Genomic DNA, 16,024 nt, shown 5'->3' with positions numbered 1-16,024 from the left:
AACGTGCATGATTGTTTGATCATCAAGTGGTTCGTGGGTTGAATTGCTAAAATCAGGATAAATATGAGCAGTGTAATGAAATTGCTTATCGTCACTCGGGAGACAGCCGCTGATCGCCACTATGGTTTGGGCCGAACCTTACAGCCCGTGTTGGATCATCTGGTGACAAAAGGACATTTTGTCGAGTATTACGACCAGAGCGCTACAGCCTTGGTGCATCAGAAATGGCAGCCACGCTTTCAGAGTTATCTTGGGTTTATCTTTGGCAGCCTGACACCGGCGATTGCCGAGCGGCTTATTCAGGGAATGAGTGCAGCCAACCGAGCCATTTCAGAGGGCTTTACTCATGTTTGGGTGCATGATCCCTGGTTGGCTGCAGGTATCCATCTGGGCGTGTTGCGTAAAAAACGCATGGCACGTCCTTTTAAACTTATTATCTCTGAGCACGGGCTTGGCAGTTACGCCTGGGCTGTCAGTAAAGATGGTTTAAAGATCGGTGCTAAAACATTTCGCCGTTTTATGGCGCTAGAACGTTATCTGCTAAAGCGTGCTGATGCCGTATTTGCACCCTCATACGTCGCAAGAGATGCCTTATTGCGGGATCTTGGGTTGACAGCGACTCCCGATAACTTCCACGTGATGGGGTATGGGCGGCCTACCGTTCAGCCCTGTAGTCGTATTGCAGCACACCGTTATTTTGGCTTGCCTCTGGAACAGGCGGCACCTGTTATTCTCGCAGCCGGGCGAATTGCTCCGGTTAAAGGTTTTTCACTGTTGATAGAAGCAGCCGGTCATCTTCAGCACCATCATAATATTGCTGCGCAAGTCATTGTAGCGGGTGGTGGTGACGGCTCTGAACTGATTGCTCTCGCTGAAAAGCTAAAGTTGTCTCATAGGCCGATTATCGGTTTTCAGGACGATATTAACTGGTCACTCGGTGCGGCTGATCTTTATGTCAGTACCTGTCCGGTTGAATCGTTCGGTCAGGCCAATCGGGAAGCGCTTGCAGCCGGTTTGCCCGCTATTGTTCCTGCCAGTGGTGGCAGTGGTGAGGTCTTGGGTTTAGGGGCATGCCTGATCCCTATTTCAGATCCTGATCCAGTGAGAGATGCCGATGAGAGGGTGCGTGTCGTGCAGCGCCTTGCGGCAAAAATGGCAGAAATACTGGGCAGTAATGCCCATCATCAATACTGGCGGGAAAAGTCACTACAGCAAGCCGGAGAGTGGCCTGAATGGTCAGATCTGGCTGATCTGTATGAACAACGCTTAAGCCGACTTTAAGGAGCCTTTTTTTGAGCGAGACACAAGTGCAGCGCGAGATGACATTCCAGCCTGAAAAATCTGCGCCGGTGACCGATGAAAATTTGGCTCCTCTACAGATGCCTATACCCCTGGATCTTTCTCAAATGGAGAAAGTGCTGGTTTTTGTCCCTCACCCGGACGATGAAACGATTGGTTGTGGCGGGCTTTTAGCCAAGCTGAGCGACCTGAGCGTTCCTGTTCACTTGGTGTTAGTCAGCGACGCATCAGGTGCCGGAGGGTTACCGGAGGGCGCAGGCGAGCAGAGGATAGAAGAGTTCCGTCAAGCTTTGGATCATCTGGGTGGAGCCTTTACAAAAGAGTATTGGCGTTTGCCGGATGGTGCTCTTGATAGTGCTCCTGATCTGCCCCGACGAATTTATCAGATAATGCAATCCTATTTACCAACAACGGTGTTAGCGCCTTGGTTGAGGGATTTGCACCCTGATCACGCCGTGCTTGGTAAAAGGGTGCTCGATATTGCAAACGGGACGGATGATTACGGATACCTTACTGAACAGCCTCGGCAGGTGATTTTCTATGAGGTATGGTCGCCGCTGCCGGCAACCCACATCCTCAGTGTAACGGACGTATGGTCAAGAAAAATTGAGGCTCTGTCGAGCCATAAAACAGCCTTAAGTTGCGGAGATTATCTCCGGGCAATGGAAGCTTTGGCTGCTTACCGCAGTTTGTTGTCAGGAGCCATGGCCTCTTCAGGTCATTATGCCGAAGCGTATCGACTGGTTACACCTGTCCGGCCTGAACGAATCTACCCGTGTCCTCCGGCAGAAAAGCGCGTGTCGCGAATCTCTGCATTAAAACCAGCTGATTCCGGTGCCGGTATACGTGCAGGGGCACAAATTCAGGAGCGTTACAGCTTGCCGGAAGATGGCCCGGCACTGGGGCAGTTGTTTGCTAAAGTCTTTGGTCAGGCTGTACCCGATGACTGGTGGTTGAAGAAATATGGCTCGCAGCCACAGGCTGGCGCACTTGCTGAAACCACTCAAGGCCAAATCGTAGGCTATTACGGAGCCATGCATCGTCAGGGATATTGGCAAGGGCAGCTGATCAGTTGCGCGCAGCAAGGTGATGTTATGGTTGCCCCGGAGCATCGGTTTGCGACCCGAGGACAGGGCGTTTTTCTACGCATCAGCCGATTGTTTCTTAAAGAGCAGCTTGGCTCCGGGCGAATCTATCAATTTGCTTACGGTTTTCCAACGGATCGGGCCTTGCAGCTGGGCATAAGGCTGGGCTTGTATCGACAAGGTGATGCCTTGGGCTATTGGCAGTGTCAGAACGTTTACAGTCCCATGGGTGTCAGCTGGAAAGTAAGCTGTCAACCTTGCCACGAAGTAAAAGACTGGGAGTGGTGCAACCGTTTAAAGCCTATTATGGAAGAACCGGAACAGACCTTCTGGTTACAGAAAAGCTCAGAATACTGGAAACAGCGTTTCCTCACAGCGGCACCTAATGGCAAAGGTTATCATGTCATCCGGCTCTTTCGCTGGTGGCGACTACAGGCCGTGGCTGTTATCCGGATAGAAGAAGACTGTTTAGAAATTCTGGATCTGGCAAAAGTGGGTGAGCACGCAGATGCCCGAATTAAACTCATTTCAGGCATTATCAATTACGCCTTGAGTATCAACCTTAAAAAAACAACCGCCTGGGGGACCCGTTTGGCGGTTGACGAGCTGAAAAGACAGGCTGAAAGCCTTCATCGCAGCGGCCAGCAAAGTATTGACCCTGTGGGCTACATGGCTTTGCCATCAAAGGAGCTGGATGCCCCGCTTACTGAAGCAATTCAGGGACGCTGTTGGATGCTTGGGGGGGATACTGATTTTCGTTAGGCATGAGTGTCAGCTGACTCAGCCCTGTCTCAAGATGCGCAGTATTGCGACTGTCTGCCTGACCATGTGATGGTGGTCACTTCAGATAATCTGCAAGGAGTTACAATTGTAAACATTATTAGCAGTCCCTGAGTTTTCAAAGATGTATTCATTTGGTTTTTTCAGTCAGAAAAACAAATGAAAAGCCTCAGGGGGCTTTACGCAGCATGCGACAGGTCAGACATGAAACGCCAAACTGAATCGGGTAGTGTGAAAGCACCACCATCCTTATCATTAAATATCAGCTTATCACCTCTAGGGTCGCGTCTTGCTATCTTATTGGTGGTTTTTGTGCTGGTCTGGCTGCTGCTGAGTTTGTTTGGTCAACCCATAAAAAATCTGGAAGAAAGAGTCGGAGCCCTTGGCTGGTCGATGAGTTTTTTCGCCTCCGGTACAGAGAGCGAGTCTGCCAGTCCGGTAGAAGAACGTATTGTTATCGTTGCGATTGATGAAGAAAGCCTGCAGCAGGTGGGTGCCTGGCCCTGGTCCCGGCAAACGCTGGCAGACTTGTCGAACCGTTTGCAGGAATATGGCGCTGCAAGCCAGGTTTTTGATCTTGTCTTTCCTGAAAGCAGGCCCGGAGATGATCTCCTTAACAGAGCATTAATCAGCAATCAGGCCATTGTAGGCCAAATACCGATTCTTGATCTTGAGCAGAAAGCGATACGGACCGGAGTGCTGTCAGGAGCCATGTCTTCTGGCTGTTACCCATTGGCACCCAAAGCCCGAGGCTACCTCGCCAATGCCCCAAGCGTTATGACTCAGGGCGCTCAGGCTGTTGCCTCCGGCCATATTACCCCGCATATATCCAATGACGGTTCGGTGCGTTTTCAGGCACCTGTTGTCTGCGCAGATGGCAAGGCTTACCCCTCTTTAGCACTGTCGCTGATGCTGCATAATCTTAACATTGACCGACTTGTTTACCAGGAAACCTCATTTCATAACCCAGCGTCCCTTCTGGAGCCTTCGGGTCGTCTGGTGGCCCCGGATTATCCGTTGTTATCAATCCCTGTCGACAACAACGGCCTGATGCGTGTGAATTACGAGCATTCCCCGGAGCGCTTTATTTACGTCTCAGCAGCCGATGTTTTGGCCGGTCGTGTCGATCCTGACCTGCTGAACAACCGATGGGTGCTTGTTGGGGCTACAGCCTTTGGGATGGGAGACCTTGTTCCCAGCCCTTATAGCGGTTTAACACCCGGGATTGAGATTCAGGCGCGTCTCGTTGTCAGTATGCTGGACCAGTCGATCCCTTATACGCCTTCCGGCTTGTGGCTCTATCGCGTACTGAGCCTGGTTATGATTTTTTCAGCCTTACTGGTGTTGGCGACCCGTTCCGCAGACCACCGTCATGGATTTAGCCGTGCTATCTTCATGAGTTCACCCTTGTTGATACCCGGTATTGCCCTGATTATTCATACGGGTGCGCTGAATTATCAGCTTTGGCTGGGTTGGAGTGAGCAGGCTATTTTGGGCTGTGCATCGGCTTTATCCTTGCTGGTGCTTGAGTATCTGCGCAACCGGCATGAGAAACAGCGTCTTTTCGACAATCTGAGTAGCTATCTCCCTGAAGATATTGCCAGCGCCATTGCGTTTCATCAGCCCTCGGGCCAGCTGAAAGCTGAGCAGATGTCCTGTGTCGTCCTGAGTGCAGACCTGAGAAATTTCTCTGCCTTCCAGCGCAACAGCTCTCCGGAGAATACCGTTCAGTTGCTTCATGGCTTTTTTACATTGGCCAGCCACATTCTGGAAAAACATCAGGGAACTCTATTTGAATTAAAAGCCGATGCTTTACTAGCGGTATGGCCCTTAGAAACGGATGACGACCGTAAAGGTGTGCCTATTCGAAATGCATGGGCCGCCGCCGCTGAGATTCAGCAGCAAATCCAGCCCATGCTTGCGCGTGCACTTGCTGACGAATCTGAGCCTCTTGGACTAGGGATAGGTTTAGCCGCGGGTGATGTCATTCAGGGCCAGCTGGGTTCTGAACGAAACCGAACCGCCATTATTTTAGGCGATGCCGTCACAAGAGCCTTAGGCTTGCAGCACATGACGGAAGAATTGGCTTATCCCACGCTTTGCAGTACCGAGATTCGTCATTATCTTGCTGATACAGAGGTTCAGGACATCGGGCGCTTTTTATTGCCGGGTAGCCTACGCCCTAAAACCTTGTTTGCGCCTGATTCTGCATCTCTTAGTCGTCAGGTTCCGGGTGTCTTTAGCGAACAGGACGCCGATGAGACGGATGGTTCAGTAACAGACAGCATGTATAAAGCGTCAACGGGCATCGCACAATTGTCTGACTACCGTACGTTTAAGTCGTCCGCAGCAGGAAAGACAAAGTAAATTTAAGCACCCAAAAAGCCTTTAGCAGCAAGCCAGGCCCTTAGTGCCCAAAAAGCAGCAAGCGGCAAAATGGCCAAGCAGTCTTTGGTCAAAAAGATAAGGTTAGCAACCAAAGCCGTTATGTTCTCGTGACCGACTTAACAAATCCAAAAGCTAAAGGCTGATTAACCCGCTAAATTATGCAACACTCACCAATCGTTTTGTTCTTGGTTTGACAAAGCGCAAGCTGAACAACATAAAAATACAAACTTTTGTCTGGTTGGCTGGGCTTATCTGATGCATAATTCTGCGCCTTCAGGACGTATGCACGGCATGAAGCGTGTGCTGGCGTTTGAAATAGCGCTTCTGGTGTTTGAAAAAATAGGTTTTAATCGTTTATAACTTATTCTGATTTTTTGATACGCATCGCCACTGGCAGGAAGCTGGTTTTTTGCAAAGTTTCCCGCCTTAAATTCGTTTAAACGCTATCCGGTTTAACTTTCATCGGGTTTAAAATTCACCTTTGGTTGATGTCCGCATTCAACTGGCGGGCCGATGTGATAAGAAAACGTGTAACAGTATGGAGTTCTGGTTGGTAACGTCACATCAATCACTGAAAATGCGCGTATCAGAAGACGCAACGGCACCAATTTTTCCGTTTTTTTTCAGGCGAATTATTTCGTTTTCTTTAAAGACTTCACTAAAGCCCGCGGCTAATCTTTTGGCGGTGTTGCTCGCCTTAGCGCTTCTGCTGGTTCCTCGCCATGTTTATTCTGCCCCCGCGTTTTTCGCGCCCTATCAGCAACTTACGCAGCAGCAGTGCCTGAGTATTGTTCAGCAGGTTTTTCAGCAAACCGCAACCGACCCCGACCGGGCTTCCCGCTGGGAGAAGCGACTGAGTTTGTTGCGTCCCTACAAAAGCACGTGTTATTTGCATGCTGACTTCCTGTCCGCACTGGGTACGGCAGAGTTGAATACAGGCCGTTTGTCTGATGCTCAGGATACCCTGGAGCGAACCCTCATGGTACAACCGGACAATGGTGATGCCTTAGTGAATTACGCACAGGTGCTGGATCTGTTGGGGCAGCCTTTTGCCGCGTATGACCTTAATCGGCAATTGCTCAAGCGTACGGACTTGCCTGATGATGTTGCCCGTTTTTTAAAAGCAAGAGACAAGCTTTGGGCCAGCCGTTTTACCCGCACGGACTACCGATTGTCGGCGGCTATCGGATATGACAGCAATCTCAATACCGCCGCCGATCTCTCCAGCTTAACCCTGGGAGACGGTAACACACTGGTTCTCGATGAAGAGAGTCGGCCTATTTCCGGCAGTGTCTTTCATCTTAACGCCAGTGTTAAAAACGCCACCCTGCTTGAAGATGGTATGCGAGTCTGGCAGGGCAATCTGTATACGCGCACCGGTACCGAGGCGCGGTTGCAACAGCAGGCATTCCGGCACGATCAACAGCAACTGGATATTCACTTCAAGCGTTTTTATTACTCAAGAGGTAAGCGCGCCCGTAAACTAAAGGGAACACTCGCTTGGGGCGTGACCGGACGACAATTCTGGTACAACGACACAAGCCTTTATCAATCAGTGGATCTGGAGCTGGAGCATCGTCAGCCATTGGCGGCCGATTGCGCCATAGAAAGTGATATTCGGCTATCCCGCCAGCATTACCCGGATGACAACGATCAGGATGCCCTTGATCACCGCCTTCAGATCGGCTTCGAATGTCAGGTGTCTCCCGCGCTGATGCTTTATAGCCAGCTGGGTTTGGCCTTTAACCGCGCCTTATATGATCGGACAGGGGGCGACAGAAGAGTCCGGGATCTGATTTTGGCCGCCCAATACCGCCAGGACACAGGACGGCTCTGGAGCTTAAGTGGTCGTTATGCCCTAACCGAGGATGCAACCGGCTACAGCGACCAGTTGGATCAGGGCAATGCCCGATATCAATATAGCCTGCAGGTAACCGGACAGCTGCGTCAGCCGTTAACTCCGGACCTTGATCTGGAATTAAGTGTAACAAAACTGACGCAAACCAGTAATATTATTCTTTACGAGTATGAGGCGGAAAAAGCCAGCCTGGCCCTTAACTGGCAGTTTTAACAGCCAGTGGTGGGTGTCCGTGGGTATTGTCGTCCTGTGTGTTCGCCACCTGTGTATTCGCCAATAGGGTCGACATGTAACGCCTGGCGTTATGTCGGCCATGTACGGGCTGAAACCGGTATTTGTATCGAAAGTTTAACCGTTGCGTAACGATTGCGTAAACAAGTGTGATCTGGCTCTTTTTTTGATGCTTTGAGGGTTGTGATGGTTTCGCTAAATGTCTATTATCGGGCAGGTTTTTTTAATCAATAGCGTAAAAGCCGAATCACGTCAGACGTTGTTGATACATAGGTTGATACATAGAAAGCAGCAGGCTAATACGTCTTCGTTAATGGTGCTGACTAAGCCCTTGGCTGAACAACGCTTGCCTTTAGCGCAAGCAGAACAGGCCTTTAGCGTGAACAAAACAGACTGTAAGCCTGAACAAAATATAAACGTATCGCTCATGTGACCACCATCACAAGCACGCCAAACAAGAGCTGATACCTTAACAACAGAACAATGGGAACAGATGCTTACTGACCTTAATCGCGGTAGCGAAATCCGGTAAGCGCTGATCCCAAAGCCCGGTAGCTCATCAGGCTGTCGGGTTGCTCGCAAGAGCAAACACTTTATCTTCGACGGGCACGATGCCCTCGAATTTAAAACCAAAACTAAACCAATCCTTGATCAAGGAGTTTTACAAATGGCTTTAACTAAAGCTCAAATCTCACAGGTAACTGTGGCGGCACTGGGTGCTGCACCTGGTGGTTTCGCGGCTGATCTGGCTGCATACAACACTCAGGACGAACTGGCTGCATTCCTGGAAGGTGCAAACCTGCTTGGCGCTGGCAAAACCAACGCTGAATACGCGCTGGAAGTAAAAGCAAACGCTGGCGGCACGGCTTCACAGGATGACGTTACAGCTCTGTTCAACGCGCTGGAAGCAGGCACTAGCCGTGCAGAAGCGGTTGTAGATTTTGTTGGCAAACAGCTGGTTACTGCTAACTCTGCATTCAACGCTAAAGTTGATGCGGCTGTGTCTTACACCGGTGGTTCTACTAACCTGGCTGAGCTGAAAGCGGTTGTGGCTGATAAAGTAGATGATGGCCTGACGGTTGTTTTCAATGACGGTGAGATTAACCAGGACCATGACGATGGTGCTGATACTGGTGAAACCGTAAACAACATCGGTAAAGCTCAGATTGATGCCGGTCAGAGCAAAATCTCTGCCGACTTCACGTTTGAACTGGAAAACCAGATCGGTGAAACTGACCAGTACAACGGTCTGTTCCTGTCTCCAATTATCGATCGTCAGGCAGCTGAAAGCTCTGGCTCTCAGATCTTCCTGGAACTGTTGGACCTGCGTGCTGAACAAGACGGCAAAGATCCACTGGAACGTGTTCCTGTAGATACGTTTGCATTCAGCCTGGACGGTTCTCAGATCATTGTTCAGTCTGACGCTATCTATCAGGCAAAAACTTATGATGAGTTGTTCGCTGCGATTAAAGATCGTGTTGCTGAGCTGGGTAACGGTGTAAATGTTCCTACACTGAACTCTGACGGTGTAACACCTGCAGATGCTGCTGCTTACGCGAAACTGTCTGGTTTCACAGTAGAGAAAGGCAACCTGTTCACCGTAACTAACCAGTCTGGTAACGAAGTTTCCGGTACTCAGATCGTTCTGACTGACGCTGGTGGCGCAACTCTGACACCACAAGGTTTCGTGAACAAAGCGGGTGTTATTCCTGATCCTGGTTATACCCTGTACGCACAGCTGGACAACGTTCCGCCAACTACAGTAACCAAACTGATCACGACTAACCTGGATGCTGACAATGTGGGTTACGGTTCACAGGGTGCATCTGTAAACCTGGCGGGTCAGTCTGCATCTGACAAAGGCGTTGAAGAGATCAAAGTAACAGCAAACAACGGTGTTTGGCTGACCACTCTGACTTCTAAAGCAGCGACTAACCACCTGGAGCGTATCGAACTGCAAACCGGTTCTGACAGCTACTTCCGCGTGGGTACTCAGAAAAACGCAGCAAGCCATGTTGTTGATCTGGTTGACCAGGACTTCTCTAAAGGTGGTCTGGTAGACGTACAGGAACTGGCTGCAGGCGCTGCTGAAAGCGTTGCGATCAACAGCTTTGTAAGCGACAACATCCTGGGCCGTTTTGAGCATGACGACACCGGTATCTACACCGCTGACGACTCTCAGGCGACGGTTGATTACGATCTGACTTCAGGTAACGACGTACTGAACCTGGCGATCGATACTGACATTCTGGAATCGGTTGACGTTCAGGTTGACGTTAACTCCGGTGCGGGTGACGACGTTATCACTCTGATGGCGACTAAAGGCCTGACGTCTAACAAAGCTGTTGCTGTTCAGGAAACAGGTGCTACAGGTTGGGTAATCAACCAGCAGCTGCTGGACAACGTTAAGATTGATGCCGGTGCAGGTAACGACTGGATCATGACCACTGGTGCTGGCGCGGTTGATATCGACGCGGGTGCTGGTAACGACGTTGTACGTGTAGACAACGCAGGCGACCGTGGTGTGTTCGTATTTAACGATGCAACCACTGATATCACCACTCTGGCTAACAACCGTGACATCGTTTCTAACAGCGATGACGCGCTGACCAGCGGTGCTAACGCTGTTGCTCAGACTTACAACTTCTTCAAAGCACAGGTTCAGGTTAGCTTTAAAGGCTTCGAGTCTGACTTTATTGAAATTGCGTCAACTGACTACCGTACGACTACAGAGCAGATTAACCAAGCTGTTAAGAAAGCCGTTAACTCTGATCCAGTACTGAACAAACTGCTGCACGCAGTAGAGAACGAAGGCCACGCACTGGCAATCGAATCTCTGATCGATGGTCTGCTGGCGACTAACGAGCTGACGATCAACATCATCGAGCCTGTTGCATACAACGCGGCAGAAACTGCTGCGGCTAAAGCCCTGCGTGAAGATGCAGGTCAGCTGATGCTGGCAACAGATGATCTGACTAAAGCGGATACCGCTTATAAAGTAGCCGCTAACACGACTGCTATTGGTGATGTTCAGACTGCTGTTAACAACGCAGAAACTCTGTACGCTTCTGACTTTGGTACTAAGAGCACAGGTAGCAACACCACTACAACGGTTGCAACTACTACTGCGGGTGCTTTTGAAGTTCAGAACTTTGATCTAGCGGCTGTAAGTGTTGCGAATGGTGAAACCTTAACCTTTACGATTGATGGTAATCCAGTAGTTTACACTAACGGCTCTGGTGGCGGTTTAACTGGTGCGGCCCTTGCTGCAGATATCGCTGGTAACCTTGCTCCAGCTGCTGTGAATGGTGCTACCTATACTGCTACTCAGTCTGGTGCAACTTCAACGCTGGTGATTACTCAGTCTGTTCTATCTAAGAACATTGCTGATATCACGGCTGTAAACCAAACTCCTGCTAGTGGTACTATTGGTGCACCGGCTACTGGTTCAGTGAACGGCGCTGATGAAGTTCAGACTTTGGATCTGTCTAACGTAACCGTTGCTAATGGTCAGACTCTGATCTTTACCTCTGCAGCTCTTTCTGGTGGTTCCGTTACTTATACCAATGGTACAGGTTCTGACATCTCTGGTGCTGCACTGGCGACTGCTGTTGCTGGTCAGATTGATGTTGCAGGTGCTAATGAGGCTGCGTCGGCTGCAGGCAATGTGGTAACAGTAACTTATAATGGCCAGCAAGCTGGTGCTGCAGGTGACGTTGCTCAGATCGTTGTAACAGGTACTGGTGCCGGTACTAACACACTGGTACAGACTGACTACGCGGGTGCTGCAAGCGGTGCTGAAAGCGATAACGTGGTTAACCTGGCATCAGGTCAGGACGTTCTGACACTGGGTACGGGTGCGCTGAGCAACGATACTGTTGAAATCACAGGTTACAACCTGGGTGAAAACTCTATCGTTAACTTCACCACTGGTGCGCCTACTAAGGCTAACGGTGCAGATCTGCTGGACTTCAGCTCTTACCTGACCAGCGTTAACGCAACCACTAAAGCGCCTATCGCTAAAACGGTACTGGCAACCAACGCTGATACTCTGACAGATAACTCTGTTACTGTTCTTGAGTTCAACGATGGCACGGCTATGGAAATTGCAGATTCTGCAGTGACCTTCGAAAGCCTGACTGCTGCTAACGTTAAAGCGATGATCAACGGCACTGAAGCAGGTGGTACTGACTACTTCGGTGAACTGGATCTGGCTCTGACTGCAGGTACTGCAGGTTCTACCAGCAACTACGTAATCCTGGTGCATGACAATGCACAGGGTGCGAATGCTAACAACGAAGGCGCTTATAAAGCGTTCCACGTAACCAGCTCTGGTACTTCTACCGATGCTGCTGACGTGAAACTGATCGGTACCTTCGACTTTGGTGAGAATGCTTCCGGTGATTCTTACCTGGATGGTCTGGTAGCTGCTAACCTGGTTTAATCCGGTTAGTTAGTGACAGGACAGGGTTCGGGGCTTCGCCCCGGACTTATCCAATAAACCCCGCTCTCTTTGAGAGCGGGGTTTTTTGCGTTTATGGATAGATCTTTGACGGGCTAAAGCCCGACCTACATTGGCAGGGCAGATCATAGAAGGTAGGTCGCCCATTAGAGCGACAATGTGGGTGGGGTTAAATGCTGGGTCAGCGTTTATGGATAGACCTTTGACGGGCTAAAGCCCGACCTACAGTGGTTGAGGCAGATCATAGAAGGTAGGTCGCCCTTTAGGGCGACAATGTGGGTGGTGTCAAATGCCGGGTCAGCGTTTATGGATAGATTTTTGACGGGCTAAAGCCCGGCCTACATTGGCAGGGCAGATCATAGAAGGTAGGTCGCCCTTTAGGGCGACAATGTGAGGTGTTGTTAAATGCCGGGTCAGCGTTTATGGATAGATCTTTGACGGGCTAAAGCCCGACCTACAATGGTTGAGGCAGATAATAGAAGGTAGGTCGCCCTTCAGGGCGACAATGTGAGGTGTTGTTAAATGCCGGGTCAGCGTTTATGGATAGATCTTTGACGGGCTAAAGCCCGACCTACAGTGGTTGAGGCAGATCATAGAAGGTAGGTCGCCTTTTAGGGCAACAATGCGGGTGGGGTTAAGTGCCGGGTCAGCGTTTATGGATAGATCTTTGACGGGCTAAAGCCCGGCCTGCAGTGGTTGAGGCAGATCATAGAAGGTAGGTCGCCCTTTAGGGCGACAATGTGGGTGGTGTTAAATACCGGGTCAGCGTTTATGGATAGATTTTTGACGGGCTAAAGCCCGACCTACAATGCTTGAGGCAGATAAAGGTAGGTCGCCCTTTAGGGCGACAATGTGGGTGGTGTTAAATACCGGGTCAGCGTTTATGGATAGATTTTTGACGGGCTAAAGCCCGACCTACAATGCTTGAGGCAGATAAAGGTAGGTCGCCCTTTAGGGCGACAATGTGGGTGGTGTTAAATACCGGGTCAGCGTTTATGGATAGATTTTTGACGGGCTAAAGCCCGACCTACAATGCTTGAGGCAGATAAAGGTAGGTCGCCCTTTAGGGCGACAATGTGGGTGGCGATCAATCGCCAAGCGGGGTCTTTATTGATAGACTTCCGGCGTGCTAAAAACTGACCGATACCTATGGAACAGGACTTTGACCCCCGTTTATGCTGAGTTTCTCCGCCGATGATGCGCATCTGATGCAGCTGGCCAGCTGGCACCCTTTCTGGCTTTATATGACAGACCCTGAGACCTATCAGTTGTTGTCTGTTGCACACTTTACCCCTCTGGTACCTTTTCTGTATCAGTCTGTTCTATGGCTGGCGGGGGTATCGCCTTTGGCTTTTTTTATCACTCAGGCGCTGTTGCTGACGATGACGCTATGGGGTGGGGTGGCGCTGGTGAGTCGTTTGTCGGGCGTGCGCCAGAATGGGTCGCAGCCGGGTCTCTGGCTGTTTCTGTTGGCGGTTATCGCCACTCAAAGCCTGTCGACTTTACTGCTGCGCAACTACACATTGCACTACCTGTTGGGTGGCGCGCTGGCGGTTTGGTCGCTGTACTTTTTATTGCCGGATAGAAAGAGCCTGCGGCCTGGTCGTTGGCGCCTTATGGCTGGTGGTCTGCTGCTGTTTTTAGCCTTTGCCAGTAAAGAGATCTATTGGCCGGTGGTGGGCGTTTGTCTGGTGTGGGCGGTGGTGTACCGCTGTCGGGCGCTGGCGTTGATACCGATTACCGCGCTGCTGCTGGTGCTTTGTTGGCAGGGGTACCTGTTGGGGTTTTCTGCCGGGGGGCGACAAGGGGTAGGCTTGTTGACCGATCTGGGGATGATCTCTTTCGATCAATGGCAGCATTTTGCCCTCTGGTATACAACCCATCACTGGGGTTTGTTGTTACTGTCTTTTATCGCTTTGCTGTGGGCACCGCGCCGTTTTCTGTCCTATGCCTTGCTTGCGGGCCTGCTGTTAGTACCTATGTTGGCGGCCCCCCATGGTTTCAGAATGCCGGAGTACCACGGGGATCGTCTGATGTATCCGTTTCATATCGGGTTGGCTCTGGTGTTTTTTAAGTTGGGCACGGAAATCTTGTTTAAACGGGCCTTTTTTACACAGGCCTGTTTTAAACCAATCTGTTTTAAATCAATGGGGCGCAAGCCGGGTTCTGTTCGGCACCGATTGGTTTTTGGCGCAGGCGTATGTGTACTGGCGGCGTTGTTTATGCCGGGGTTATGGTCGCCGGTCTTTCCGGATAGTGAAAAGCTTGAACGCCAGCAGGTGCAGGCGCTCTTAACGCGTGTTGATACGTTACAGGGTGTTGATCAGTGGCAGGCTGTTGACAAGCCGCAGCATGGGGCAAAAGATGAGGGGGTTGTTATTGGTGTACCGCCCTACTTTAAACTGGCGGGGCTAATGAGCGGCTATCAGGTGTTTGAGGGGCGCACCTTGCGTTTTACACCTAACTGCCGGGAGCTGCTGGCTCAGCCGGGGGACCGCTTGCCGGTTGTCCCTTTGTTAGTGGCAGACAAGCCGGTGCCGTCTGAATGGGTTGACAGAAAAACACTGGCGCAGACTTGCCAGCCCTGGCCTGAGCCGACAGAGCCGATTCAGGTTGTGCAGCCGCTGACGTTCTATTCCGGTGGACGTTTGCACTGGCAGATCACGCCAACCCGACAGGGTTTTTCTGGCGCTGGCGGTGTTTATTTTCCTGAGCGGGGGCTGATGATTCCAGCGATGCAGTTTGATCAGCGGCTGGTGCGGCCTCTGCCGGAGGAAACCTATCACTGGTTTGTGCATCAGGGGGATGCCTGGTGGTTTTCTGAACCTGAAATCGTTTTATTCAAACTTCATAAAGGGGCTGGTCAGCCACTATGAACCGAAATCTGACGTTAATGATTCACTGGCTGCTTGACCAGGCTTTGCCGCCTGTACTTAGGGATAGCCGTTGGCTGATGGCGCCTCTGTTTCGTTTGGCACTGGGGCCAAAATATCACTATTACCTGAGCTTTAAAGAGCGTCTGCCGGAACTGACGGAAGCACAGATTCAGGACTATTACCGCCTGTTGGCGGATACCTTTATTCAGCGGGATACGGATCTTAACCGCGCCTCGGTGCAGGCGGTGCTGGATCAGGTAACCGGTGACACGGTTCTGGATGTTGCCTGTGGCAGTGGCTGGTTAAGCCGCCAGCTGGCGGATAAGGGCTTTCAGGTAACGGGGGGCGATATTGTGCCGCCCCGCAGCCAGCCTGAAAGCACACAGCTGACCTTCTGTCAGGCGGATGTTACCCAGCTGGCATTTGATGATAACTGTTTTGATACGGTGATCTGCGCCCATACGTTAGAGCATGTGCGGGATATTGATCAGGCTTTGTCTGAGATACGCCGGGTCTGTCGCAAACGCCTGATTATTGTGCTGCCCTGCCAGCGGGAATACCGTTATACCTTTGATCTGCATATTCACTTTTTTCCCTATGAGTATCAACTAAGGGCGTTATTGGGCCCTAATGCCCGTATTATCAGAGCCGGGGGGGACTTTGTTGCCATTGAGGAGCAGGCAGAGGTATGAGCGCTTTGTTGTGGATCTTACTGGCCGCCAGTTGTAACACAGGGGCTTTGGCACTGCTGAAATTGGCTGGGGGCGGTATTCGCTATCAGGAAGGAACCCTGTCCGTTGGGGCGTGGCATCTGGCCTATCTGTTGGCTGGTTTGCTCTGTTATGGGGTCGCGTTTCTGTTAACGGTGCGTATTTTATCCCTGTCCGCGTTTGTGGTTGCGGTGCCGGTTTTTGTGGCTTTCCAGTTTGTGCTGACCAGCTTGCTGGCTATTTTTCTGTTTGGTGAGCCGCTGACACTTCAGGGCTGGCTTGGAGTTGTTGTGGTGTTAGCAGGGGTCGCTTTGCTGGTGACGGGAGGAAAATAA

At 50.9% G+C, this 16,024-nt stretch carries 8 protein-coding genes; all 8 read left to right on the top strand.

The window, feature by feature from the left end:
* Nucleotides 1–63: 63 nt before the first annotated feature.
* The 8 genes from AC4GL5_RS08780 (at nt 64) to AC4GL5_RS08745 (ending at nt 16,024) form a co-directional block, all read left to right on the top strand.
* Nucleotides 64–1,281, top strand: a complete 1,218-nt coding sequence (locus tag AC4GL5_RS08780) for a glycosyltransferase family 4 protein (protein ID WP_490382402.1) — start codon at nt 64–66, stop codon at nt 1,279–1,281.
* 11 nt (nt 1,282–1,292) lie between these two features.
* On the top strand, nt 1,293–3,146 hold the full coding sequence (locus AC4GL5_RS08775; RefSeq protein ID WP_490382401.1) for a GNAT family N-acetyltransferase: 1,854 nt from the start codon (nt 1,293–1,295) through the stop codon (nt 3,144–3,146).
* Between the two features lie 222 nt (nt 3,147–3,368).
* A complete protein-coding gene (locus tag AC4GL5_RS08770; RefSeq protein WP_490382400.1) occupies nt 3,369–5,531 on the top strand; it encodes a CHASE2 domain-containing protein in 2,163 nt (720 codons plus the stop codon).
* Nucleotides 5,532–6,231: 700 nt separating this feature from the next.
* Nucleotides 6,232–7,623: a tetratricopeptide repeat protein gene (locus AC4GL5_RS08765; RefSeq protein ID WP_490382399.1), complete on the top strand. Its 1,392-nt coding sequence runs from the start codon at nt 6,232–6,234 to the stop codon at nt 7,621–7,623.
* Nucleotides 7,624–8,308: 685 nt separating this feature from the next.
* Nucleotides 8,309–12,085: a beta strand repeat-containing protein gene (locus AC4GL5_RS08760; protein ID WP_490382398.1), complete on the top strand. Its 3,777-nt coding sequence runs from the start codon at nt 8,309–8,311 to the stop codon at nt 12,083–12,085.
* A 1,193-nt stretch (nt 12,086–13,278) separates the two neighbouring features.
* Nucleotides 13,279–14,979 carry a hypothetical protein gene (locus AC4GL5_RS08755; protein WP_490382397.1) on the top strand — a complete coding sequence of 567 codons (1,701 nt, stop codon included), beginning with the start codon at nt 13,279–13,281 and terminating at the stop codon, nt 14,977–14,979.
* Nucleotides 14,976–15,671, top strand: a complete 696-nt coding sequence (locus AC4GL5_RS08750) for a class I SAM-dependent methyltransferase (RefSeq protein ID WP_490382396.1) — start codon at nt 14,976–14,978, stop codon at nt 15,669–15,671. The genes AC4GL5_RS08755 and AC4GL5_RS08750 overlap by 4 nt, the downstream gene beginning before the upstream one ends.
* A complete protein-coding gene (locus AC4GL5_RS08745; RefSeq protein ID WP_490382395.1) occupies nt 15,668–16,024 on the top strand; it encodes an EamA family transporter in 357 nt (118 codons plus the stop codon). The genes AC4GL5_RS08750 and AC4GL5_RS08745 overlap by 4 nt, the downstream gene beginning before the upstream one ends.

The sequence above is a fragment of the Oceanospirillum sp. genome (assembly GCF_982874595.1).
Note: the sequence above shows the minus strand (reverse complement) of the source record. Positions and strands in the feature narration are given on the sequence as shown.